At 73.5% G+C, this 21,848-nt stretch carries 13 protein-coding genes; 7 read left to right on the forward strand and 6 right to left on the reverse strand.

Annotation, left to right across the window (positions count from 1 at the left end):
- The first annotated feature begins 39 nt into the window (after positions 1–39).
- Complete coding sequence (locus tag E5082_RS21335; RefSeq protein ID WP_135792825.1) at positions 40–4,689, forward strand: hypothetical protein; 4,650 nt, start codon at positions 40–42, stop codon at positions 4,687–4,689.
- On the opposite strand, the gene E5082_RS21340 is transcribed toward E5082_RS21335, so the two are convergent.
- The 5 genes from E5082_RS21340 to E5082_RS21360 all read right to left on the reverse strand — a co-directional run bounded on the left by E5082_RS21340 (position 4,681) and on the right by E5082_RS21360 (position 12,240).
- Positions 4,681–6,243 carry an APC family permease gene (locus E5082_RS21340; RefSeq protein WP_135792826.1) on the reverse strand — a complete coding sequence of 521 codons (1,563 nt, stop codon included), beginning with the start codon at positions 6,241–6,243 and terminating at the stop codon, positions 4,681–4,683. The two genes, E5082_RS21335 and E5082_RS21340, sit on opposite strands and share 9 nt — an antisense overlap.
- Positions 6,244–6,304: 61 nt before the next feature.
- Entirely contained in the window at positions 6,305–7,435 is a 1,131-nt protein-coding gene (locus E5082_RS21345) for an aromatic ring-hydroxylating oxygenase subunit alpha (RefSeq protein WP_135792827.1), read from the reverse strand.
- Positions 7,432–8,601 carry an N-methyl-L-tryptophan oxidase gene (solA, locus tag E5082_RS21350; protein WP_135792828.1) on the reverse strand — a complete coding sequence of 390 codons (1,170 nt, stop codon included), beginning with the start codon at positions 8,599–8,601 and terminating at the stop codon, positions 7,432–7,434. Before solA ends, E5082_RS21345 begins: the two co-directional genes overlap by 4 nt.
- A gap of 38 nt (positions 8,602–8,639) precedes the next feature.
- Positions 8,640–11,120, reverse strand: coding sequence for a GcvT family protein (locus E5082_RS21355; RefSeq protein ID WP_135792829.1), 2,481 nt, complete (start codon positions 11,118–11,120; stop codon positions 8,640–8,642).
- 280 nt (positions 11,121–11,400) lie between these two features.
- On the reverse strand, positions 11,401–12,240 hold the full coding sequence (locus tag E5082_RS21360) for an IclR family transcriptional regulator (RefSeq protein WP_190045346.1): 840 nt from the start codon (positions 12,238–12,240) through the stop codon (positions 11,401–11,403).
- Positions 12,241–12,513: 273 nt separating this feature from the next.
- Here E5082_RS21360 and E5082_RS21365 point away from each other — a divergent pair, with 273 nt between their 5' ends.
- A complete protein-coding gene (locus E5082_RS21365) occupies positions 12,514–12,837 on the forward strand; it encodes a bifunctional 3-phenylpropionate/cinnamic acid dioxygenase ferredoxin subunit (protein WP_135792830.1) in 324 nt (107 codons plus the stop codon).
- A 226-nt stretch (positions 12,838–13,063) separates the two neighbouring features.
- On the opposite strand, the gene E5082_RS21370 is transcribed toward E5082_RS21365, so the two are convergent.
- Positions 13,064–13,594 carry a hypothetical protein gene (locus tag E5082_RS21370; protein WP_135792831.1) on the reverse strand — a complete coding sequence of 177 codons (531 nt, stop codon included), beginning with the start codon at positions 13,592–13,594 and terminating at the stop codon, positions 13,064–13,066.
- Positions 13,595–14,011: 417 nt separating this feature from the next.
- Here E5082_RS21370 and E5082_RS21375 point away from each other — a divergent pair, with 417 nt between their 5' ends.
- From E5082_RS21375 to E5082_RS21395, 5 genes are read left to right on the forward strand one after another with little or no spacing between them, the layout of a single operon-like run.
- Positions 14,012–16,696: a nitrate- and nitrite sensing domain-containing protein gene (locus E5082_RS21375; protein WP_135792832.1), complete on the forward strand. Its 2,685-nt coding sequence runs from the start codon at positions 14,012–14,014 to the stop codon at positions 16,694–16,696.
- Positions 16,693–17,127 carry a roadblock/LC7 domain-containing protein gene (locus tag E5082_RS21380; protein ID WP_030810398.1) on the forward strand — a complete coding sequence of 145 codons (435 nt, stop codon included), beginning with the start codon at positions 16,693–16,695 and terminating at the stop codon, positions 17,125–17,127. Before E5082_RS21375 ends, E5082_RS21380 begins: the two co-directional genes overlap by 4 nt.
- 9 nt (positions 17,128–17,136) lie before the next feature.
- Positions 17,137–17,535 carry a DUF742 domain-containing protein gene (locus E5082_RS21385; protein WP_031180251.1) on the forward strand — a complete coding sequence of 133 codons (399 nt, stop codon included), beginning with the start codon at positions 17,137–17,139 and terminating at the stop codon, positions 17,533–17,535.
- A gap of 24 nt (positions 17,536–17,559) precedes the next feature.
- Complete coding sequence (locus E5082_RS21390) at positions 17,560–21,228, forward strand: hydantoinase B/oxoprolinase family protein (RefSeq protein ID WP_135792833.1); 3,669 nt, start codon at positions 17,560–17,562, stop codon at positions 21,226–21,228.
- Complete coding sequence (locus tag E5082_RS21395; RefSeq protein ID WP_135792834.1) at positions 21,206–21,814, forward strand: GTP-binding protein; 609 nt, start codon at positions 21,206–21,208, stop codon at positions 21,812–21,814. Before E5082_RS21390 ends, E5082_RS21395 begins: the two co-directional genes overlap by 23 nt.
- The last annotated feature ends 34 nt before the right edge of the window (positions 21,815–21,848 follow it).

A 21,848-nucleotide genomic window follows, 5' to 3' on the forward strand; every position in this document is an offset into this window, starting at 1 on the left:
CCCGCCCGCACCTTTTCGAAGACCTCACGAGAGTCCGCCATGTACGAGCTGTCCCGCGTCCGCCTCTACTCCATCGGGCCCGCCGGCGCGCGCTACGCCGACACCGTGCTCGACATGCGCGGCGTGGGCGCCCCCGTGCCCGATCCGGCGCCCACGCAGGCGGAGTTCTTCGAGGAGGAGCCGGTCGGCCCGCCGCGCCGCCCCGCGCCCGCCGGTGTGCTCTTCCTGGAGAACGGCGGTGGCAAGTCCGTCCTGCTCAAGCTGATCTTCTCGGTGATGCTGCCCGGCCACCGCAACACCCTGGGCGGCGCCAGCTCCGGCGTGCTGCGCAAGTTCCTGCTCGCCGACGACTGCGGGCACGTCGCGCTGGAGTGGCAGCATGTGCAGACCGGCGAGTGCGTGGTCGTCGGCAAGGTCAGTGAGTGGCGCGGCCGTCAGGTCTCCAACGACCCGCGCAAGTTCGCCGAAGCCTGGTACTCCTTCCGGCCCGGCCCGGGTCTGAGCCTGGACAACCTGCCGGTCGCGGAGTCCACCGCCGTACGGCCGCTGGTGGAGGGCGCCTCCGGGGCGCAGGGGCGCCGGCGCACCATGAAGGGCTTCCGGGACGCCCTCACCGAGGCGGGCAAGAACTACCCGCACCTGGAGGCGCACTGGGAGGAGACCCACGAACGCTGGACCGAGCACCTCGGCGACCTGGGCCTGGACCCCGAACTCTTCCGCTACCAGCGGGAGATGAACGCCGACGAGGGCGAGGCGGCCGGCCTCTTCGCGGTCAAGAAGGACTCCGACTTCACCGACCTGCTGCTGCGCGCCGTCACCGACACCCGTGACACCGACGGCCTGGCCGACCTCGTCGGCGGCTTCGGCAACAAGCTGGGCCGCCGCGCCGAACTCATCGCGGAACGGGACTTCACCGCGGGCTCGGTCGACCTGCTCGGCCGGATCGTCGAGGCGACCGACGCCCGCACCCGCGCGCGGGAGGTGCACACCGGTGCCGAGCGCCGCACCCGCACCCTGGCCCGGCGGCTGTCCGCGCGGGCCGTGCGCGAGCGGGTCCGCGCCACCGACCTCGCCCAGCGGGTCACGGCCGCCGCCGACACCGTCACCCAGTCCGAAGGCGCCCGCGAGCGCAGCGCGCTGATCGCGGCCGAACTCGCCTACCGGCACGCCTCGTTGGCGCTGGCCGCCGCCGAGAAGGCCGCCGCCGCGCAGAAGCGCGAGCTGGCCGACGCCCGCACCCTGCACTCCGCCTGGCAGGCCGCCGAGGTCGTGCTGCGCCACCGCGCCGCCGCCGACCGGGTCGCACGCGTCTCCGCCGCCATCCAGGAGGCCGAGCGGGACGCCGCGCCCGCGCTCGCCGCCCGCGCCAGGGCCGCCGTCGACCTCGTACGCGCCCTGCACGCGGCCGCCGGGAACGCCGAGGCGCTCGCCAACGAGGAGGAGGAGCGCTCCGCCGCGCTCCAGGAGGTCAGCGACGCCGCGTACCGCGACTCCACCTCCGCCGCGACCGACGCCCAGCGCGCCCGCAGCGAGATCGGGCACCTGCGCCAGCGCCTCACCGAGGTCGAGCAGGAGACGGCCGAGGCGGTCCGCGCGGGCTGGCTGGACGACACCGCCCCCGACGCCGACCCCGCGCGGGCCGCGCTCGCCGCCAGCGACGCCGAGAAGACGGCCGTCGCCGCCTGGGACACCGCCCGCGAGGCGGCCCGCGCGGCCGTCGAGCACGCCCGTGAGACGGCCGCCGCCGAGTCCCGCGCCGAACTCACCGCCGCCCGCGCGGCCGACGCGGCCACCGCCGCCGAGCGCGCCCACGAGGCCGAGCGCCGGCTGGCGGAGGCGCTGGCCGCCGAGGAACGCCTCGCGGAACTGCTCGGCCTGCCCGCCGCCGGTGCCGCGCGCTCCGCCATCCCCGCCCCGCGCGACGGCTCCGACGCCTCGGAGCCCGTACGCGACGGCGCCGGCGGGGGGCCGCTCACCGCCGAGGAGCTGGACCGCTTCGCCGACGAGCTGCGCGGCCTTCTGGACGACGCGGTGTCCGCCGCCGAGCGCACCCTGTTCGACCTGCGCACCGCCGCCGCCGACGACACCCGTATCCTCTCCGCGCTCGGCGACGGCGGCCTGCTGCCGCCCGGCCCCGACGTGCTGGCCACCGTGGAGTACCTGGGCGAGCACGGCATCCCGGCCCTGCCCGGCTGGCGCTACCTCGCCCAGGCCGTCGACCCCGCCGACCACGCGCGCGTGCTCGCCACCCGCCCCGAGCTGGTCGACGGTGTGATCATCACCGACCCGGACACCCACGCCCGCGCCCGAGAGGCCCTGGGCGAGGCGGCCCTGCTGCCCCGCTCCGCCGTCGCCGTCGGCACCGCCGCCGCCCTCCTCGCCCCGGCCCCCGCCGCCGAGGCGCGGCCCACCGACGTCTTCCTCGTGCCGCCGAACCCGGCCATGCACGACGAGCACGCCGCCGACGAGGAACGCCAGGCCCTGCGCGCGCGGGCCACCGAGCGCGACGACGAGATCCGGGCGCTCGCCGCCCGCCTCGGCAAGGACCGCGAACTCGCCGCCCGGCTCGCCTCCTGGCGCACCGGCTGCCCGGCCGGCCGGATCGTCGAACTCGCGGCCGCCGCCGAGGAGGCCCGCGCCTTCGCCGACGAGACCGAGGCCGAACTCACCGAGGCCCGCACCGCCCGCGCGGAGGCCGAGGAGACCGCCGCCGAGGCCACGCGGCTGCGCGACGAACGCCAGGAGGCCGCCCAGCGCGCCAGCCGCGTCGCGGACGCCCTCGCCGGACTCGCGCACCGGCTCCGCGAACGCGCCACCTGGCAGGTCAAGCTCCGCGAACTGGCCGACGACGCCGCCGAGTCCGAGGCCCGCACCCAGTCCTGCCTGGAGCGCGCCCGCGCCGCAGACGAGGACCGGCGCGCCACCCAGCGCGGCGCCGACGACGCCCGCCGCACCGCCCGCGCCCTGCGCGCCGAGCGCGCCGAGATCGCGGGCGCCCCCGACGACGTGCCCGAAGCGGAGGACGGCGCCCCGAAGGCGTCCCTGCCAGCGCTGCGGGAGGCGTACCGGGCCGCGTCGCAGGTGTACGAGAAGGTAGGCGTCGGCGCCGACCTGCGCGCCGAACAGGCCCGCGCCGAGAGCGACGAGAGCGCCGCCCGCGCCGACCTGGACCGGCTCAGCAACAAGGTCCGCACCCGCGCCGAACAGCTCCTCGAGTCGCCCGACGGCTCCGACGGCCCCTCCCGGCAGGCGGCCGCCGCCCGCGCCGAGGAACTGGTGCAACTGCTGGAGACCCGCATGTCCACGGCGAGCGAACAGCTCGGCCGGCTGCGCGGCGAGGCCGAGCGGCACGCCCCCGAGGAGGGCGAGGCGCACACCGAGCTGCCCGAGGACCTCCAGCCGCGCGACGCAGAGCACGCCCAGGCCCTGCTGCGCACCGCCACCGCCGAACTCGCCACCCGCACCGCGGCGCTGACCGAGGCCCGCGCCGCGCACGCCGAACTCCAGCACGCGCACCGCACCGCCGAAGACGGCGCGGGCGGCTTCGACGAGGTCGCGGCGATGCTCGGTGACCTGCTGCGCGAACCGGCCGCCGAGGACGAGCGGGAGGACCCCGAGCCCTACCCCGGCACCCTGGAGGAGGCCCGGCAGTCCGCCGCCGAGGCCCGCCGCTCGCTGCGCGGCTGCGCCGCCGACCTCTCCGCTGCCGACACCGCCGTCCGCGAGGCCTGCGACATCCTGGTACGGCACGCCAACTCCACCCGCTACGAGCAGGTCCGCACCCCGGCCCGGCAGCAGATCCGCGAACTGCCCGCCGCCGCGCTGCCCGAGCACGCCCAGAAGTGGGCCGACGCCTTCGCACCCCGGCTGCGCGTCCTCACCGACGAGCTGGCCCAGTTGGAGCGCAACCGCGACTCGATCGTGGACCGGCTCCGGGGCCTGGTGGAGTCCTCCCTCGCCACCCTCCGCTCCGCCCAGCGGCTCTCCCGGCTGCCGGAGGGACTCGGCGAGTGGTCCGGGCAGGAGTTCCTCCGCATCCGCTTCGAGGAGCCCGACCAGGCCACCCTCACCGAGCGGCTCGGCGAGGTCATCGACGAGGCGACCCGCGCCGCCGTCAAGAAGAACTCCGACCTGCGCCGGGACGGCCTGTCCCTGCTGCTGCGCGGAGTGGCGGCCGCGCTCCAGCCCAAGGGCGTCGCGGTGGAGATCCTCAAGCCGGACGCGGTCCTGCGCGCCGAGCGGGTTCCCGTCGGCCAGATGGGCGACGTGTTCTCCGGCGGCCAGTTGCTCACCGCGGCCATCGCCCTCTACTGCACGATGGCCGCACTGCGCTCCAACGACCGGGGCCGCGACAAGCACCGGCACGCGGGCACGCTGTTCCTGGACAACCCTATCGGCCGCGCCAACGCGACATATCTGCTGGAGCTGCAGCGCGCCGTGTCCGACGCGCTGGGCGTCCAGCTGCTGTACACCACCGGCCTGTTCGACACCACCGCGCTGGCCGAGTTCCCGCTCGTCATCCGGCTGCGCAACGACGCCGACCTCCGGGCCGGGCTGAAGTACATCAGCGTGGAGGAACACCTCCGGCCGGGCCTGCCGCAGCAGCGGCAGGACGGGGAGGCGGTACGCAGTGAGATCACCGCGACCCGGATGTACAAGCGGCCGTCGGCTGGGGTGCCCTCAGTCTGACGCGGGCGTCGGCTCGGAGGTCTCCGCGGGGACCTCCAGCCGGTGCTCCGCCAGCACCCCCGTCCGGTGCCGCTGGACGAACCAGTAGTACGCGAACCCGCCGCCCGCGATCACCGCGACGAACAGCACCGCGCCCCACCGCAGATACCAGTGGTAGGGCGCGCTCGCGTTGTACACCGCCGGACGCGGCCAGATCAGGTTGAGGGTCATCCCCGCGCCCCACACCACCGCGACCACGTTGACGGCCAGCCCCCAGCGGCCGAGCGAGAACCGCCCCTCCCCGGCCGGGGTCCATCGGCCGCGCAGCCGTGCCACGAGCATCGGCGCGGTCACGCCCAGGTAGGCCAGGTAGATCATGATGATGCCGATGCTGGTGACCACGGTGAAGATCTGCGGCTGACGGATGTTGACCACCAGGATCGCCAGCGCCAGCACCCCGATCACCACGGCCGGCACCACCGGCGTCCGGAAACGCGGACTCACCCGGGCCAGCACCGAGGAGGCGGGCAGGTTGTTGTCCCGTGCCATGGCGAAGGCCAGCCGGATCGCCGCCGTGTGCACGGCCAGCGCGCACACCGTGACCGCGATCAGCACGCACCACAGCATCCCCTTGCCGGCCGTCGGCCCGAGCACGTCCAGCACCACGTACTGGAGCCCGTCCGTGGACAGCTTGTCGCCCTTGAGGCTGGAGACGCTCATCAGCGCCAGCAGCAGCACCAGGCCGCCCAGTACGAAGGAGGCGATGATCGCCCGCAGGATGGCGCGGGGCGCGTTCCGGGAGGGGTTCAGCGACTCCTCGCCGAGCGAGGCGGCGGTGTCGAAGCCGTACATCACGTACGCCGACGCCAGCGACGCCACCAGGAACGCGCCGAGATAACCGGCGCCGTGGCCCGCGCCGGTGCCGTTGGTCTCCAGCACGACCCGCGGGCCACGGGTGATGTGGACGGCCAGCATGACGATCAGCACCACACTGGCGACCAGCTCGATGAACACCCCCGCGGTGTTGATCCGGGCCATCAGCTTCACGCCGAAGGCGTTGACCAGCGTGGTGAACAGGATCAACACGGCCGCCAGCACCACCGCGTTGGTCGCCACGTCGTAGGTTCCGGTGCCGTCCCCGACGAACTGGAAGGCGGACGATATCTGCGGCAGCGTGAGCTGGTAGGCCAGCGCCACCGCCGCGATCGACACGATGGATGCCACAAGCATCATCCACCCGGCGAGCCAGCCGAGGTGCGGATTGCCGATCCGCTTCGACCAGTTGTAGACCGAGCCCGCCACCGGATGCCGGGCCGCCAGCTCCGCGAAGCAGAGGGCCACCGCGAACTGGCCCGCGAACACCATCGGCCACGACCACCAGTAGGCGGGACCGCCGCTGCCGTAGCCGAAGTAGAACAGCTGGAAGGTGCCAGTCAGGATGGAGATGTAGCTGATCCCGGCGGCGAAGGTGTGGAAGTTGCCCAGCGTCCGCTTGAGTTCGGGCCGGTACCCGAACTCCGCGAGTTCGCTGTCGTCGTGCCCGTGCGTGCCTGACGGCGGTGCTGCCTTGGTCATCGGTGTGACTCCTGGGGGCAGAGGGAAACGGGAGCGGCCGTGTCCTACCCCGCTTCGGCGCTCACGGAGCCTGTTCGCCCAGCTTCTCCCGCAGCCATCCATGGAACGCCCCGATGTGGTGCTCGGCCGGCACCAGCACCCCGCCCCCGCGATAGGCGCGCGAGGACATGGCGGGCTGGGTGCGCTCGCACGCCGCGAAGTCCTGGACGTTGACCCGGTGGAACAGCTCCGCCGACTTCGACACGTCGGCCCCCGACGCCACCACCTCCGGTGCGTACAGCCAGTCGCACTCCACCACCGTGCGGTCCTCGGCCAGCGGGAACATACGGTGCAGGATGACGTGGTCGGGGACGAGGTTGACGAAGACGTTGGGCCGGACGGTGATGGCGTAGTAGCGCCGGTCCTGCTCCTCGGCCACCTCCGGGAGCCGGCCGAAGCCCGCGCTGCCGTCCACCGTGAACCCCGCCACCCCCGCGCCGAACTCGGCGCCGTGGCCCACGTGGACTTGAGCCGCGTAGCCGTCCGCGAACTCCGGGAGCACCTCGGTGAGTTCGGGGTGGATGGTGGCGCAGTGGTAGCACTCCATGAAGTTCTCGACGATCAGCTTCCAGTTGGCCCGCACGTCGTAGGTGACCCGCTTGCCGAGGGCCAGGTGCTCGGTGCCGTAGTGCTCGATGGCCGCCGGGTCGCCCAGCCGCTCCGCGGCCGCGTGCTGGACGGTGCCCTCGAAGGAGGGCGGCGCGTCGGCCAGGCACAGCCAGGCGTAGCCCAGCCATTCCCGCAGGGCGACCTTGACCAGCCCGTACCGGTCCCGGTCCACGTCCGGCATCTTCGTCAGGTTGGGCGCGGCGACCAGCCTCCCGTCGAGCCCGTACGTCCAGGCGTGGTACGGGCATTGCAGGCCGCGGCGGACCTCGCCGGACTCCTCGGTGCACAGCCGGGCGCCCCGGTGCCGGCAGACGTTGAGGAAGGCCCGCAGCACGCCGGTGCGGTCGCGGGTGACGAGCACGCTCTCCCGGCCGACCCGGACCGTACGGAAGGCGCCGGGCCGGTCCAGGTCGGCGCTGCGCACGGCGCAGAACCACATCGACTCCAGCAGCGCCTCCTGTTCGCGCCGGAAGACGTCGGGGTCGGTGTAGTAGCGGCCGGGAAGGGTGGGGATCAGGCTGGGGGAGACCGGGGTCGTCGTCATGGCTGGGCTCCTCGGGCGGCCGGGGCGGTCAGGCGGGCGGGGTCGAACAGGCCGGTCGGGTGCGGGGTGGAGCCGGTCAGCGCGAGGTCGGCCAGGATCTCGCCGACGACCGGCACGAACTTGAAGCCGTGCCCGGAGAAACCGCAGGCCACGGTGACGGACTCCGGGTGCGCGGGGTGCCGGGCGATCACGAAGTGCTCGTCCGGGGTGTTGGAGTACATGCAGGTGGCGGCCTTCAGGAAGGTGCCGGGCAGGTCGGGGATCAGCGCCGCCATGTGGTCAGCCATGGCCCGGACCTCGTGTTCGTGCACCGTCCGGTCGATGGTCTCCGGCGTGGTGTGCTGCCCCTTGCGGAAGAACGCGACCTTGGCGCCCTTCCGGGGGCCGTCGATGGCGGGGAAGCCGTACACCTGGACGCCGTCCGCGTCCTCCCAGATGTAGACGGGGTGCCGCTCCGGCTCGAACGGCCCGGTGCCGCCCGTCGGCTGGAACCAGTACATGACCTGCCGCTCCACGGTGATCGGCACGCCGATGTCCGCGAGCAGCCGGGGCGCCCAGGCGCCGGGGCAGATCACCAGCTGCCCGGCGGTGTACGTGTTCTCGCCGGTGTGCACGCGCACCCCGTCCCGGTACGGCTCCCAGCGCACCACCGGTTCCTCGAAGCGCAGCTCCGCGCCCTGCCGGGTGGCGAGCTGGAGATGGGCGGCGACCATGTTCTCCGGGCGCAGCAGCCCCGCCTTCGCCTCGAAGAGGGCCACCTCGTCGTCGGCCGGGGCCAGGGTGGGGAAGCGGCGCCGGATCTCCTTGGCGTCCAGCATCTCGTGGGGCAGGTCCCACTCGGTGGCCGAGCGCAGCGAGCCGGAGACGGTACGGGAGTCCGGCCGGCCGACCATCGCGCCGCCGCACAGGACGGAGACCTCCCGGCCGGTGGCCCGCTCCAGGTCCTCGTACAGCTCGTAGGCGCGGAGCAGCAGGGGTACGTACGCCGGGTCCTCGAAGTAGGACTGGCGGGTGATGCGGGAACCGCCGTGGCTGGAGCCCCGGTCGTGCACCGGGCCGAACTTCTCCAGCCCGAGCACCCGCGCGCCGCGTGCGGAGAGGTGGTGGGCGGCGGCGCTGCCCATGCCGCCCAGGCCGATGACGATCACGTCGTAGGTGGGGGACACTTCTGTCGGACCTCCTGGGGTGGGGCGGAGCCGTCCCGTCAGCGGCGGATGCGGGTCATCTCCGGGTCGAACAGCGGCTCCTCGGCGACGGTCGCGGGGACCTTCTCGCCGAAGTACTCGATGTGCACGCCCGTGCCGGGGGTGAGGCCCGCCGGGAGCCAGGCGTAGGCGACGCACCGGCCCAGCGTGTAGCCGTACCCCGCGCTGGTCACGTAGCCCGCGGTCGTGCCGTCCACCGACACCGGTTCGCTGCCGAGTACCACGGCGGCCGGGTCGTCCAGCAGCAGCGGGGTCAGCCTGCGGGTGGGCTCGGGGCGGTGGCGCAGGGCGTCGCGGCCTGCGAAGTCGCCCTTGTCCATCCGTACGGCGAAGCCGACGCCCGCCTCGGCCGGGGTGTGCTCGGCGGTCATGTCGGTGCCCCAGGCGCGGTAGCCCTTCTCCAGCCGGAGCGAGTTGAACGCCGAGCGTCCGGCCGCGATCACCCCCAGCTCCCGGCCCGCCTCCCACAGGGTGTCCCAGAGCCTGAGGCCGAGGTCGGCGGTGGTGTACAGCTCCCAGCCCAGCTCGCCGACGTAGCTCAGGCGCAGGGCGGTGACCGGGACATGGCCGATGTGGGCGCGCTTGGCGCGGAAGTAGCCGAAGCCCTCGTGGGAGAAGTCGTCCCCGGTCAACGGCTGCACCAGGGCGCGGGCCAGCGGGCCCCAGACGCCGACGCAGCAGGTGCCGGAGGTGATGTCCCGGACCTGTACTCCCGCGGGGGCGTGCCGGACGAGGTGGTCGAGGTCGGCGGGGGAGTTGGCGCCGATCTGGAAGTGGTCCTCGGCCAGGCGGGCCACGGTGAGGTCGGAGCGGATGCCGCCGTCGTCGTCCAGGAGGAGGGTGTACGTGACGGCGCCGGGCCGCTTGCGGAGCCTGTTGGTGGTCATGCGGTCGAGGAAGTCCAGGGCGCCGGGGCCGGTCACCTCCAGGCGGCGCAGGGGAGTCATGTCGTAGAGGGCGACGCGCTCGCGGGTGGCGTGGGCTTCGGCGGCGGCGACGGGGGACCAGTAGCGGGCCGACCAGGGGCCGCGCTCGGGCAACTCGGCGCCGAGGGAAGCCACCAGCGGGGCGTTCGCCTCGTACCAGTGGGGACGCTCCCAGCCGCCGCCCTCCAGGAAGAACGCACCGAGCTGCTCCTGCCGGGCGTGGAAGGGGCTGACGCGCAGCGGGCGGGGTCGTTCCATCGGCTGGAGGGGGTGGATGACGTCGTACACCTCGACGAACTGCTGTGAACCGCGTTCACGGACGTACGCGGGTGAACGCTGTGCTCCCTCGAATCGCGTGACATCGCAGTCGTGCACGTCGATCGACGGCCGGCCGTCAACCATCCATTCGGCCACCGCCCTGGCCACACCCGCGGAGTGCGTGACCCACACCGCCTCGGCCAGCCAGAAACCGCGCAGTTCACGGGTCTCCCCGAGCACCGGCATGCCGTCCGGGGTGAACGAGAACACCCCGTTGAACCCGCTCTCCACCTCGGCCCCGCGCAGTGCCGGCACCAGCCGCCGGGCATCCGCCCAGCTCGGCGCCCAGTCCTCCTCGGTGAAGGGATACGAGGACGGCATCTCCATCCCCCGCCCCCGCGCCGCGTCGTACCCCGGCACGCCGAACGGGTCCACGGGCAGCGGCCGGTGCGCGTAGGAGCCGATGCCGATCCGGTCGTGGTGCTGGCGGAAGTACAGGTCGGCGTCCTGGAAGCGGAGGATGGGAAGGGTCGCCTCGGCGCGTGCCCCGCTCAGCTCGGGCAGCGGCCGGGTCCGGGCGTACTGGTGCGCCAGCGGCTGCAGCGGCACGTCGGCCCCGGCCATCCGCCCGATCACCGGGCCCCAGAAGCCGGCCGCCGAGACGACATGGTCGGCCGGGAAGACGCCCCGGTCAGTGATGACGCCGCTGACCCGGCCGTCCGCCCGCTCGATGCCGGTGACGGTGTGCCGGTCGAGGAAACGGGCGCCGCGTGCGGTGGCCCGGTCGAGCTGGGCACGGCAGGCGAGCAGGGCACGGGCCAGCCCGTCCTCCGGCGTGTGGAAGCCGCCCAGCACCACCGACTCGTCCAGCAGCGGCCAGAGTTCCTTGCAGCGGGCGGTGCTCACCACCTCGCCCCGCACGCCCCAGGCCGCGGCGAGCCCGGCCCTGCGGTGCAGGTCGGCGAGGCGCTCGGGGGTGGTGGCCAGCTCCAGACCGCCGACCGGCTCGAAGCAGGGGACGCCGTCGTGGCTGAGCGAGCCGAACTTCTCCACGGTGTACCGGGCGAACCCGGTCAGCGTCTTCGACGGGCTGGTCCGGAAGACCAGCCCCGGCGCGTGCGAGGTGGAGCCGCCGGGGGCGGGCAGCGGGCCCTGTTCGAGGACGGTGACGTCCGTCCAGCCGCGCGCGGTCAGCTCGTCGGCGAGCGAGCAGCCGACGATTCCGGCGCCGACGACGACGACGCGCGGGGAGGTCCCGGGTGACGGGTGCGGACGGTCTTCGGGCGTTGCGGACATGCCCCTCCTTGCGCGGACGGGGGTGGGGGAGGTCGGGCACCGACCAGTGCCTCTGCTGTTGCGCATCGCACGATGGGTTGCGTGGTGGGGAACATAGTGAGAACGCCGTGACAGCGCCGTCAAGAGGCACATGTGAACGCTTGGCAGAACGAGTCGGGGTCGCCGAGACCGTCCGGACACGCGGGGGAGGCGAAGCCCCTGCACACGGCGCCGCGGCACCGGCGACTCCCCGGTGCCGCGGCGTGATTGCCGGGCCGCCGAACGTCCGCCCGGCCCTCCGTCAGAAGCCGTAACCCATGCGCCGGGACAGCTCCTCGCCGGCCGACACCATCCGCTTCGCCACCACCGGCAGCCGCTCCGGGCCCAGCCGGTACACCGGCCCGGAGACGCTGATCGCCGCGATGACCTTGCCGTCGTGGGCCCGGATCGGCGCGGCCGCGGCCGCGAGACCCAGCTCCAACTCGTCGGTGGTCACGGCGTATCCGCGCGCCAGCACGGACTCCAGCTCGGTCCGCAGCAGGGCCGCGCCGGTGACCGTGCGCTCGGTGAACCGGGGCAGCGGCCGGGCCAGGAAGCCCTCGCGCAGGGTGGGCGGCATGTGCGCGAGCAGCACCTTGCCGCTGGAGGTGGCGTGCAGCGGGGTGCGCCTGCCGAGCCAGTTCTGCGCGGTGACCGAGGCGGTGCCGCGGGCCTGCATGACATTGACGGCGGCGTCGTCGTCCAGCACAGCGATGTTCACCGTCTCGCCGAGCTCGTCGGCGGCCTCGCGGCAGACGGGGACGCCCTCCTGGGAGATGTCCAGCCGCACCGCCGCCGCTCCGGCGAGGCGCAGCACCGCCGCGCCCAGGAAGTACTTGCCGCGGTCGCTGGCCTGGCTCACCAGGCCCCGGTTCTCCAGGACGCCGAGCAGCCGGAACGCGGTGGACTTGTGCACGTCCAGTTCCCCGGCGATCTCGGTGACGCCGGCCTCACCGTGCCGGGCGAGGATCTCCAGCACGCTCACGGCGCGGTCCACCGACTGCACGGAACCGGCCGCGCCACGACCTCTGCCCCGCTCCGGGGAGTCGTCGTCCGCCCTGGTCTCGTCGCCGCGGTCGGACCGCTTCTGCGTACGGCTCATGGCTCGACTCCCACCATCTGCCGGCCCGGTTCGGGCCGCGTGTGCGGGGAGCCCTTGACGCGACGGCCGTCCCGCGCGGATTCTGTTGCGCACAGCGCATGTTCGTGCGCCCTGCGGAACATCATGTTACCGAAGCGTCCGGGTCCCGGAAGAGGTGCGGATCACTCGGCCCTGCCCGGTCCAGCGCGCCCCCGGCCCTTGCCGCACCCTCACATCCTGCCGTCTGCACCTGTCCGGTCCGGACCGAGCGTCCCGGACCGAGAGGGGGGACCCATGATTCCCGTCTGCCGTCTCGAAGACCTCCCCGAGGGCGAGTCCGTCCGGCTCGACACCGCCCCGCCGATCGCCGTCTTCCGCACCGACGACGGCTCCCTGTACGCCGTCGACGACACCTGCACCCACCAGGACGCCTCGCTCTCCGAGGGCTGGCTGGAGGGGTGTCTGATCGAATGCCCGCTGCACGCCTCCGCGTTCGACCTGCGCACCGGCGCCCCGACCTGCCTCCCGGCCCGGCACGCCCTGCGCACCCACCTCGTCACCGTGGACGACGGCGTGATCCACGTCCATGTCACGGTGCGCGAGGGAACGGCCGCCTGAAAGCGCCCGGGCCAGCACCAGGCGGGGGACACCGTCCGCGTCACCGAGGGCGAACTCTCCGGCGAAGGGCCCGGCGACGGAGGCTTCCTGGCCCGCTGCGAACGCGACGGCACCACCGTCGCCGTACTCGCCGTGGACCGGCCCAGAGGCCCTTCACCCGTGCCCGGCGCGCACTCGGCCGGGCCGTGGAGACCGCCACGACATGAGTCCGCGCGGGTCGGTTCCCTCAGGGGTGGGACAGCCGCTTCGCGCCGGCCCGCCTGGTTATCCGCTCCTGGTCCCGCCGCGCGGTGCGCTCACGACGCCGCGCCGCCCGCCGCTCCCGGCGGAGCTGCCGCGCGGTGCTGCTGGGCTCGGAGACCACTCCGTACCGCTGGTTCCACACCTGGCGGGTCACCCAGACGTCGACCACCGCCCAGGTGGCCACCACCGTGCTCACCACGCTGCTGATCACCATCGGGAACGCCGCCCAGGACCCGGCCATCGTGCACAGGAACGCCACCATCGCCTGGATCAGCGTGACCGCGATGATCAGCACCGCCCGCACCGCCGCCGTACGCACCGGGTCAGCCATCCGGCGCCGCTTCGCCGGCTCCTCCACCCACAGCGGCCGGTACTCCGCCTGCTGCCGCCCGGCTCTCACGCCACCCGGCGTGCGCGCCGGTGTCCCGCGCTCCGGACCCACCTGGCCCGGAATCCACGCCGGGCGCTCCGCCACGCCAACCTCGGGCGCATCGCGCCGCTCAGCCGTGCCCATCACCGTGTCACTCCCCACCGCCGGCAAACCGCTCGCCCCGGAACCCGAAGGCCCCGACTCCCCAGTGGCTGCCCGGCTTGCGCTGTTTTACGCGGCCGGGGCGAAGGACGCGGCCGGTGTGGCCGATTCCCTCCCCGTTTCCCCAGGTGAACGACGAACGAGGCGACTCGAAGATTCCCGACTTGTGAAAATTTCCAGCCAACCGCTGTCCGTACTGTTTCGGCCCGCTTCCCCTGGACCCCTCCCGTCACGGCCGCAATCTCCCCCAATGCCCGGACAACTCGCCATCTACCGCCGGGTGCAAGGGAGTTCACGCATCAGACGCGCCTACGAGACCCCTGTGGGGCGGTAGTAGGCTCGCGCCGTTCCGAGTCGGACACACGTACCCCCGGGTGAGGGGTCGAGCTGGGGGAGGCCATGCGGTTTCGCGGGAAGTCGATCCGCCGGAAGATCGTGGCGCTGCTTCTCGTGCCGCTGGTGGCCCTGACCGTCGTCTGGGCGTTCGCCACCGTGCTGACGGGAAGTGAGGTCGCCCGGTCGCTGCGCGTCTCACGCGCCGTGAAGTACATCGGCCACCCCACCGAGGGCACCGTCCGCGACCTCCAGCACGAGCGCCGGCAGAGCCTCGTCTACCTCGCCGACCCGCGGGCCGCCGACGCCCTCGCCGAACTGCACCGCTCGCGCACCGCCACCGACCGGGCCCTGGCCACCCTCCGCGCAAACGCCCGGAACCCCAAGACCCGCGACGCGCTGCGCGGCGAGGACGGCGAACGCCTCACCACCGCGCTCGACGCCCTCGGCGGCCTGGAGTCCCTGCGCCGCAGCGTCGAGGAGCGCACCCTCACCCGCGCCGGGGCGCTCGACCTCTACAACCGCCTGGTCGACCCCTGCTACGCCCTGGTCGCCGCGGTCGACGGCGTCGACGACGTCGAGATGGACAAGCAGGCCGGGGCCCTCGTCAACACCGGCCGCGCCCGCGAACTCCTTGCCCGCGAGGACGCCATCCTCGGCTCCGCCCTGGTGGTCGGCAGCCTCTCCCGCGAGGAGGCCCGCCAGGTCTCCGACCTCGTCGCCCAGCGCACCCTCCTCTACGACGTCAGCCTGCCGCTGCTGCCCGCCCCGGAACGCGACCGCTACGAGGGCTACTGGCGCAACGCCACCACCGCCCCCCTGCGGGCGGCCGAGCGCGAGGTCATCGACACCGGCGCCGGCATCCCACGCGGTGTCACCACCGCGAGCTGGCACGCCGTCGCCGGAGGCGTCCTCGAAGACCTCGGCACCATGGACGACCAGGCCGGCCACCGCTTCCGCGACCGGGTGCGGCCCGTCACCTACGGCGTCATCGCCCAGGCCGCCGTCGCCGGCGTCCTCGGCCTCGCGGCCCTCCTCGTCTCCCTCGTTCTGTCCGTGCGCGTCGGCCGCCGTCTCATTCGCGACCTCAAGCGGCTGCGGACGGAGGCGCACGAGGCGTCCGCCGTCCGGCTGCCCCACGTCATGCGCCGCCTCTCCGCGGGCGAACCGGTCGACGTGGAGAGCGAGGTGCCCCGGCCCGACTACGACCAGAACGAGATCGGCGAGGTCGGCCGCGCCCTCAACACCCTCCAGCGCGCCGCCGTCGAGGCCGCCGTGAAGCAGTCCGAACTGCGCGCCGGGGTCTCCGAGGTGTTCGTCAACCTCGCCCGCCGCAGCCAGGTGCTGCTGCACAAGCAACTCACCCTGCTGGACACCATGGAGCGCCGCACCGAGGACACCGACGAACTCGCCGACCTCTTCCGGCTGGACCACCTCACCACCCGCATGCGCCGCCACGCCGAGGGCCTGGTGATCCTCTCCGGCGCCGCCCCCTCCCGCCAGTGGCGCCGCCCGGTACGGCTGATGGACGTCGTCCGCGCCTCCGTCGCCGAGGTGGAGGACTACGAGCGTGTGGAGGTACGGCGGCTGCCCCGCGTCGCGGTCGTCGGCCCCGCCGTCTCCGACCTCACCCACCTCGTGGCCGAACTGCTGGAGAACGCCACGCTGTTCTCGCCCCCGCACACCCATGTGCATGTGGTGGGGGAGCGGGTCGCCAACGGCTTCGCGCTGGAGATCCACGACCGCGGCCTCGGCATGACCGCCGAGGCGCTGCTCGACGCCAATCTGCGGCTCGCGGAGACCCCTGAGTTCGAGCTGTCCGACACCGACCGGCTCGGCCTGTTCGTGGTCAGCCGCCTCGCCCGCCGCCAGCACGTACGCGTCTCCCTCCAGCCCTCTCCCTACGGCGGCACCACCGCCGTCGTCCTCATCCCCGACGCGCTGCTCACCGACGACGCTCCCGACACCAACGGCATCGGCATCCGGCTCGGCGACCTGTCCAAGGAGACCCAGCGGACCAGGGAACGCGGCACCGCCCGGCCCGTGGACCGCGACGAGCCGGCCGAGCTGGGCGCCCTCGTGGACCGCCCCGCCCTCGACGCGCCCGCCGAGGAATTCCCGAGCGTGCTGGCGGACGACGACAGCGAACTCGGCGGCATCTTCCGCGCCCGCAGCCTCGACCCCGCCGACGTCCACGACCCGGCCGCGCTCGTGCCGCCGCCCCGGCGCGAGCCGCCCAAGCTGGTCAGCTCGCACGGCGAACCCGTCGCCTCGCGTGCCGAACCCGACGGCCCGCCCCCGCTGCCCACCCGCCGCCGGGGCGAATCCGGTCGGCGCCCCACCCCCAGGACCGCCCGCACCGCCACCGCCGAACGGCCCGAGACCCCGCCCGCGGGCGCCGACGCGCTGCCCCCGGAGCTGCCGCGACGGACCCGGACCGCCCCGGACACCCCCGACCCGATCAGCGCGGCGGCCGCCCACGGAGCCGCCGCCCACGCCGACCAGGCGCCCGACGGCATCGCCCCGCTGCCCAAGCGCGTACGCCAGGCCAACCTGGCGCCGCAGCTCAGACGCGAGCCCGACCGGCGCCCCGAGAACACCTTCGAGCCCGCCGTACGCGACGCCGACGAGGTCCGCTCGCGGATGGCGTCGCTCCAGCGCGGCTGGGAGCGCGGCCGCGAGGAGAACGCTGAGGGCGACCGGGCCCACAGCGGCACAGCACCAGGAACGACTGAGGGAGACGGTCGATGACCGCACCGAACGCGACCGGCCACACGGACAGCAAGAAGAAGGAGCTGAACTGGCTCCTCGACGACCTGGTCGACCGGGTCGCCAGCATCCGCAAGGCCGTCGTCCTGTCCGGCGACGGCCTGGCCATGGGCGTGTCCACCGACCTGACCAGGGAGGACAGCGAGCACCTGGCCGCCGTGGCGTCCGGCTTCCACAGCCTCGCCAAGGGCGTGGGCCGCCACTTCGAGGCGGGCAACGTCCGGCAGACCGTGGTCGAGCTGGACGACGCCTTCCTCTTCGTCACCGCTGCCGGCGACGGAAGCTGCCTCGCCGTGTTCTCCGACGCCGACTCCGACGTCGGCCAGGTCGCGTACGAGATGACGCTGCTGGTCAAGCGGGTCGGCGTCCATCTGGGCAGTGCCCCGCGCAGCGAGCCGCCCGTGGGCGGGTAGTCGGACGACATGAGCGGAGAGGGTCAGAGAAGCGGCGGCCACTGGTTCGACGACGAGGCGGGTCCTGTCGTCCGCCCGTACGCCATGACACGTGGCCGCACCAGCAGCCCCGGCCAGCATGTCCTCGACCTGATCGCGGTCGTCGTCACCGAACCGGACGCCGGCGACCCCGAGGACGACCCGACGCTGGCGCCGGAGCATGTGGAGATCGTCGGCCTCTGCAGGGACGAACCGCAGTCGGTCGCCGAACTCGCCGCCGGACTCGACCTGCCCGTAGGAGTCGTGCGCGTCCTGATCGGGGACCTCGTGCACGCCGAACTGGTCCATGTGACCCGTCCGGTGCCCCCGGCCGAGCTGCCGGACGAGAGTATTCTGCGCGACGTGATCGACGGCCTCCGGGCGCTGTGACCAGCGCGGAAGCGGGGTAGGGACGTGACAGGCTGGGAGTTCTGGGTCGACCGGGGCGGCACCTTCACCGACATCGTCGCGCGCCGCCCCGACGGCGGTCTGCTCACCCGCAAGCTGCTCTCCGACAACCCCGCCCGGTACGCCGACGCGGCCGTGGCGGGCGTCCGCGAACTGCTCGGCGGCTCCCCGGAGCGTGTCGAGGCGGTCCGGATGGGCACCACCGTCGCCACCAACGCGCTGCTGGAGCGCAAGGGCGAGCGCACCCTGCTGGTGATCACCCGCGGCTTCCGCGACGCCCTGCGGATCGCCTACCAGAACCGGCCCCACCTCTTCGCCCGCCACATCGAACTGCCCGAGCAGCTCTACGAGCGGGTCGTCGAGGTGGACGAGCGGATCGCCGCCGACGGCACCGAACTGCGCGCCCCCGACCTGGCCGCCCTGGAGCGCGAGCTGCGCCGCGCGTACGAGGACGGCATCCGCGCGGTCGCCGTCGTCTGTCTGCACAGCCATCTCCACCCCGGCCACGAGCAGGCCGTGGGCGAGCTTGCCGAGCGGGCCGGCTTCCCGCAGGTCTCGCTGTCCAGCGAGGTCAGCCCGCTGATGAAGCTCGTACCGCGCGGGGACACCGCCGTGGTCGACGCCTACCTCTCGCCCGTGCTCCACCGCTATATCCGGCACGTCGCCGACGAACTGCGCGACGTACGGCTGATGTTCATGCAGTCCAACGGCGGGCTCACCGAGGCCGGGCAGTTCCGCGGCAAGGACGCCGTGCTGTCCGGGCCCGCCGGGGGCATCGTCGGCATGGCCCGCATGTCGGAACTGGCCGGGCACGGCCGCGTCATCGGCTTCGACATGGGCGGCACCTCCACCGACGTCTCGCACTTCGCGGGGGAGTACGAGCGCGTCTTCACCAACCGGATCGCGGGCGTCCGGCTGCGCGCCCCCATGCTGGACATCCACACCGTCGCGGCGGGCGGCGGCTCCGTGCTCCACTTCGACGGCTCCCGCTACCGGGTCGGCCCCGACTCGGCCGGAGCCGACCCCGGCCCGGCCTGTTACCGCGCGGGGGGCCCGCTCACCGTCACCGACGCCAACGTCATGCTCGGCCGCATCCAGCCCGCCCGCTTCCCGGCCGTGTTCGGCCCCGACGGCGACCGGCCGCTGGACGCCGGCGCCGTACGCCACGGGTTCGCCGCCCTCGCCCGCGAGATCCGCGAGGCCACCGGCGACGACCGCACACCGGAGCAGGTGGCCGAGGGGTACCTGCGCATCGCGGTCGCCAACATCGCGGCCGCGATCAAGCGGATCTCCGTCCAGCAGGGCCACGACGTCACCCGGTACGCCCTCACCACCTTCGGCGGCGCCGGCGGCCAGCACGCCTGCAAGGTCGCCGACGCGCTCGGCATCCGAACCGTACTGGTGCCGCCCATGGCCGGTGTCCTCTCCGCGCTCGGCATCGGCCTCGCCGACATCACGGCGATGCGCGAGCAGTCCGTCGAGGCACCCCTGACCGAGGCGGCGATGCCCGGCGTCCGTGACACCGCCGACGCGCTGGAGGCCGCCGCCCGCGCCGAACTCCGCGCCGAGGACGTGCCGGAGGACCGCGTCCGCACCGCGCGCCGCGCCCAGCTCCGCTACGACGGCACCGACACCACACTCACCGTCGACCTCACCGACCCCGACACCATGCGGCGCGCCTTCGAAGAACGCCACCGCGCCACCTACACCTTCACCCTGGACCGCGACATCGTCGTCGAAGCCCTCTCCGTGGAAGCCACCGGCCTCACCCCGCCCCCCGATCTCTCCGCCCTCGCTCCCTACGAAGGCACCCCCGCCACACCCGACACCGCCCGCCTGCACACCGACGGCGCCTGGCGCGACGTACCCCTGCACCGCCGGGAAGCCCTGCCGCCCGGTGACACCGTCACCGGCCCCGCGATCATCACCGAGGCCGGCACCACGACCGTCGTCGACGAGGGCTGGCAGGGCACCGCGAACGACCACGGACATCTGGTCATGGAACGGACGGCCGTCACGGAGAGTTCCCGGCCCGACACGGAAGTGGACCCGGTCCTGCTGGAGGTCTTCAACAACCTCTTCATGTCCATCGCCGAGCAGATGGGCGCCCAACTGGAGTCCACCGCCCAGTCGGTGAACATCAAGGAGCGCCTGGACTTCTCCTGCGCCCTCTTCGACCCGGACGGCAACCTGGTGGCCAACGCCCCGCACATCCCTGTCCACCTGGGCTCCATGGGCACCAGCGTCAAAGAGGTCGTCCGGCGCAGGGGTGCGCGGATGCGGCCCGGCGACAGCTACGCCGTCAACGACCCGTACCACGGCGGCACCCACCTGCCCGACATCACCGTGGTCACCCCGGTCTTCGGCGGCGGGCCCGGTGACCCCGAGATCCTCTTCCACGTCGCCTCGCGCGGACACCACGCCGAGATCGGCGGCATCGCCCCCGGCTCCATGCCGGCCGGCAGCCGCACCATCGAGGAGGAGGGCGTCCTCTTCGACAACTGGCTGCTCACCGAGGACGGCCGCCTCCGCGAGGAGGAGACCCGCCGGCTGCTCGCCGACGCCCCGTACCCCTCGCGCAACCCCGCCACCAACCTCGCCGACCTGCGCGCCCAGATCGCCGCCAACCGCAAGGGCGCCGACGAACTGGGCCGCATGATCGAGGAGTTCGGTCTCGACGTGGTCCAGGCGTACATGCGGCACGTGCAGGACAACGCCGAGGAATCCGTCCGGCGCGTCATCGACGCCCTGGACGACGGGGAGTACGCCTACGAGACCGACTCGGGCGCCGTCATCCGCGTCCAGGTGCGGGTCGACCGGGCCGCGCGCCGGGCCACCATCGACTTCACCGGCACCTCCGCCCAGCTCGGCACCAACTTCAACGCCCCTTCCGCCGTCGTCCACGCGGCCGTGCTGTACGTCTTCCGCACCCTCGTCGCCGACGACATCCCGCTCAACGACGGCTGCCTGCGCCCCCTGGACATCGTCGTCCCGCCGGGCTCGATGCTCGCCCCGGAGGCACCCGCCGCCGTGGTCGCGGGCAACGTGGAGACCTCCCAGGCCATCACCGGCGCCCTCTACGCGGCGCTCGGCGTGCAGGCGGAGGGCTCCGGCACGATGAACAACGTCACCTTCGGCAACGACGACCACCAGTACTACGAGACCATCGCCTCCGGTTCGGGTGCGGGCGACACCTTTCCGGGCGCGGATGTGGTGCAGACCCATATGACCAACTCCCGGCTCACCGACCCCGAGGTCCTGGAGTGGCGACTGCCCGTCCGCCTGGACGAGTTCGCGGTACGGCGGGGGAGCGGCGGCGCCGGACGGCAGCGGGGCGGGGACGGCGCGGTGCGCCGCATCCGCTTCCTGGAACCGATGACCGTCTCCGCCCTCTCCCAGCACCGCCGCGTCCCCCCGTACGGTATGGCGGGCGGCGCACCCGGCGCCCTCGGCGCCAACCGGGTCGAGCACGCCGACGGCACGGTCACCGACCTGGGCGCCAGCGGCTCGGCCGACGTGGCGCCCGGTGACGTACTCGTCGTCGAAACCCCTGGTGGCGGGGGCTACGGCACGCCACCGACCGAGTCTTCCGAACTTGACACCCACACCGATACCCGACCCACCGATCCCCACCGAGCAGGAGAAGCGAGCGATGGTCTTCGAGCGACGAGCTGAACGCGGCAAGCCCCCCGTCGAGCCCGTCACGCTCAAGATCCTGGTGGCCGGAGGGTTCGGCGTCGGCAAGACCACCATGGTCGGCGCGGTCAGCGAGATCCGGCCGCTGCGCACCGAGGAGCTGCTGACCGAGGCCGGGCGGCCCATCGACGACACCGACGGCGTCGAGGGCAAGCGCACCACCACCGTGGCCATGGACTTCGGCCGCATCACCCTCCGAGCCGACCTGGTGCTCTATCTGTTCGGCACGCCCGGCCAGGAGCGGTTCTGGTTCATGTGGGACGAGCTGTCCGAGGGCGCGCTCGGCGCCGTCGTCCTCGCCGACACCCGGCGCCTGGAGGACTGCTTCGCCGCCGTCGACTACTTCGAGCGCCGGGCGATCCCGTTCGTGGTCGGCGTCAACTGTTTCGAGGGAGCGGCCCGTTACCCGGCGGAGTCGGTCCGCAAAGCGCTCGATCTCGATCCGGACGTGCCCGTGCTGCTGACGGACGCCCGCGACCGGGAGTCGGTGAAGACCGTGCTGATCGGCGTCGTCCAGCACGCCATGCAGCTGGCCGCCGAACGCCGCCGCGCCCTCGCCACCTGACCCGTGGGGCACCCCGCCCCACCCGTCCCTCCGG

It is taken from the genome of Streptomyces griseoluteus, from assembly GCF_004784465.1.
GTDB lineage: Bacteria > Actinomycetota > Actinomycetes > Streptomycetales > Streptomycetaceae > Streptomyces > Streptomyces griseoluteus.

Coding starts and splice junctions, on each gene's coding strand:
- E5082_RS21395 (WP_135792834.1), top strand. CDS start 21,206: ATGGTCTTCGAGCGACGAGCTGAACGCGGCAAGCCCCCCGTCGAGCCC.
- E5082_RS21340 (WP_135792826.1), bottom strand. CDS start 6,243: ATGACCAAGGCAGCACCGCCGTCAGGCACGCACGGGCACGACGACAGC.
- E5082_RS21370 (WP_135792831.1), bottom strand. CDS start 13,594: ATGGGCACGGCTGAGCGGCGCGATGCGCCCGAGGTTGGCGTGGCGGAG.
- E5082_RS21375 (WP_135792832.1), top strand. CDS start 14,012: ATGCGGTTTCGCGGGAAGTCGATCCGCCGGAAGATCGTGGCGCTGCTT.
- E5082_RS21385 (WP_031180251.1), top strand. CDS start 17,137: ATGAGCGGAGAGGGTCAGAGAAGCGGCGGCCACTGGTTCGACGACGAG.
- E5082_RS21335 (WP_135792825.1), top strand. CDS start 40: ATGTACGAGCTGTCCCGCGTCCGCCTCTACTCCATCGGGCCCGCCGGC.
- E5082_RS21360 (WP_190045346.1), bottom strand. CDS start 12,240: ATGAGCCGTACGCAGAAGCGGTCCGACCGCGGCGACGAGACCAGGGCG.
- E5082_RS21365 (WP_135792830.1), top strand. CDS start 12,514: ATGATTCCCGTCTGCCGTCTCGAAGACCTCCCCGAGGGCGAGTCCGTC.
- E5082_RS21355 (WP_135792829.1), bottom strand. CDS start 11,120: ATGTCCGCAACGCCCGAAGACCGTCCGCACCCGTCACCCGGGACCTCC.
- E5082_RS21345 (WP_135792827.1), bottom strand. CDS start 7,435: ATGACGACGACCCCGGTCTCCCCCAGCCTGATCCCCACCCTTCCCGGC.
- E5082_RS21380 (WP_030810398.1), top strand. CDS start 16,693: ATGACCGCACCGAACGCGACCGGCCACACGGACAGCAAGAAGAAGGAG.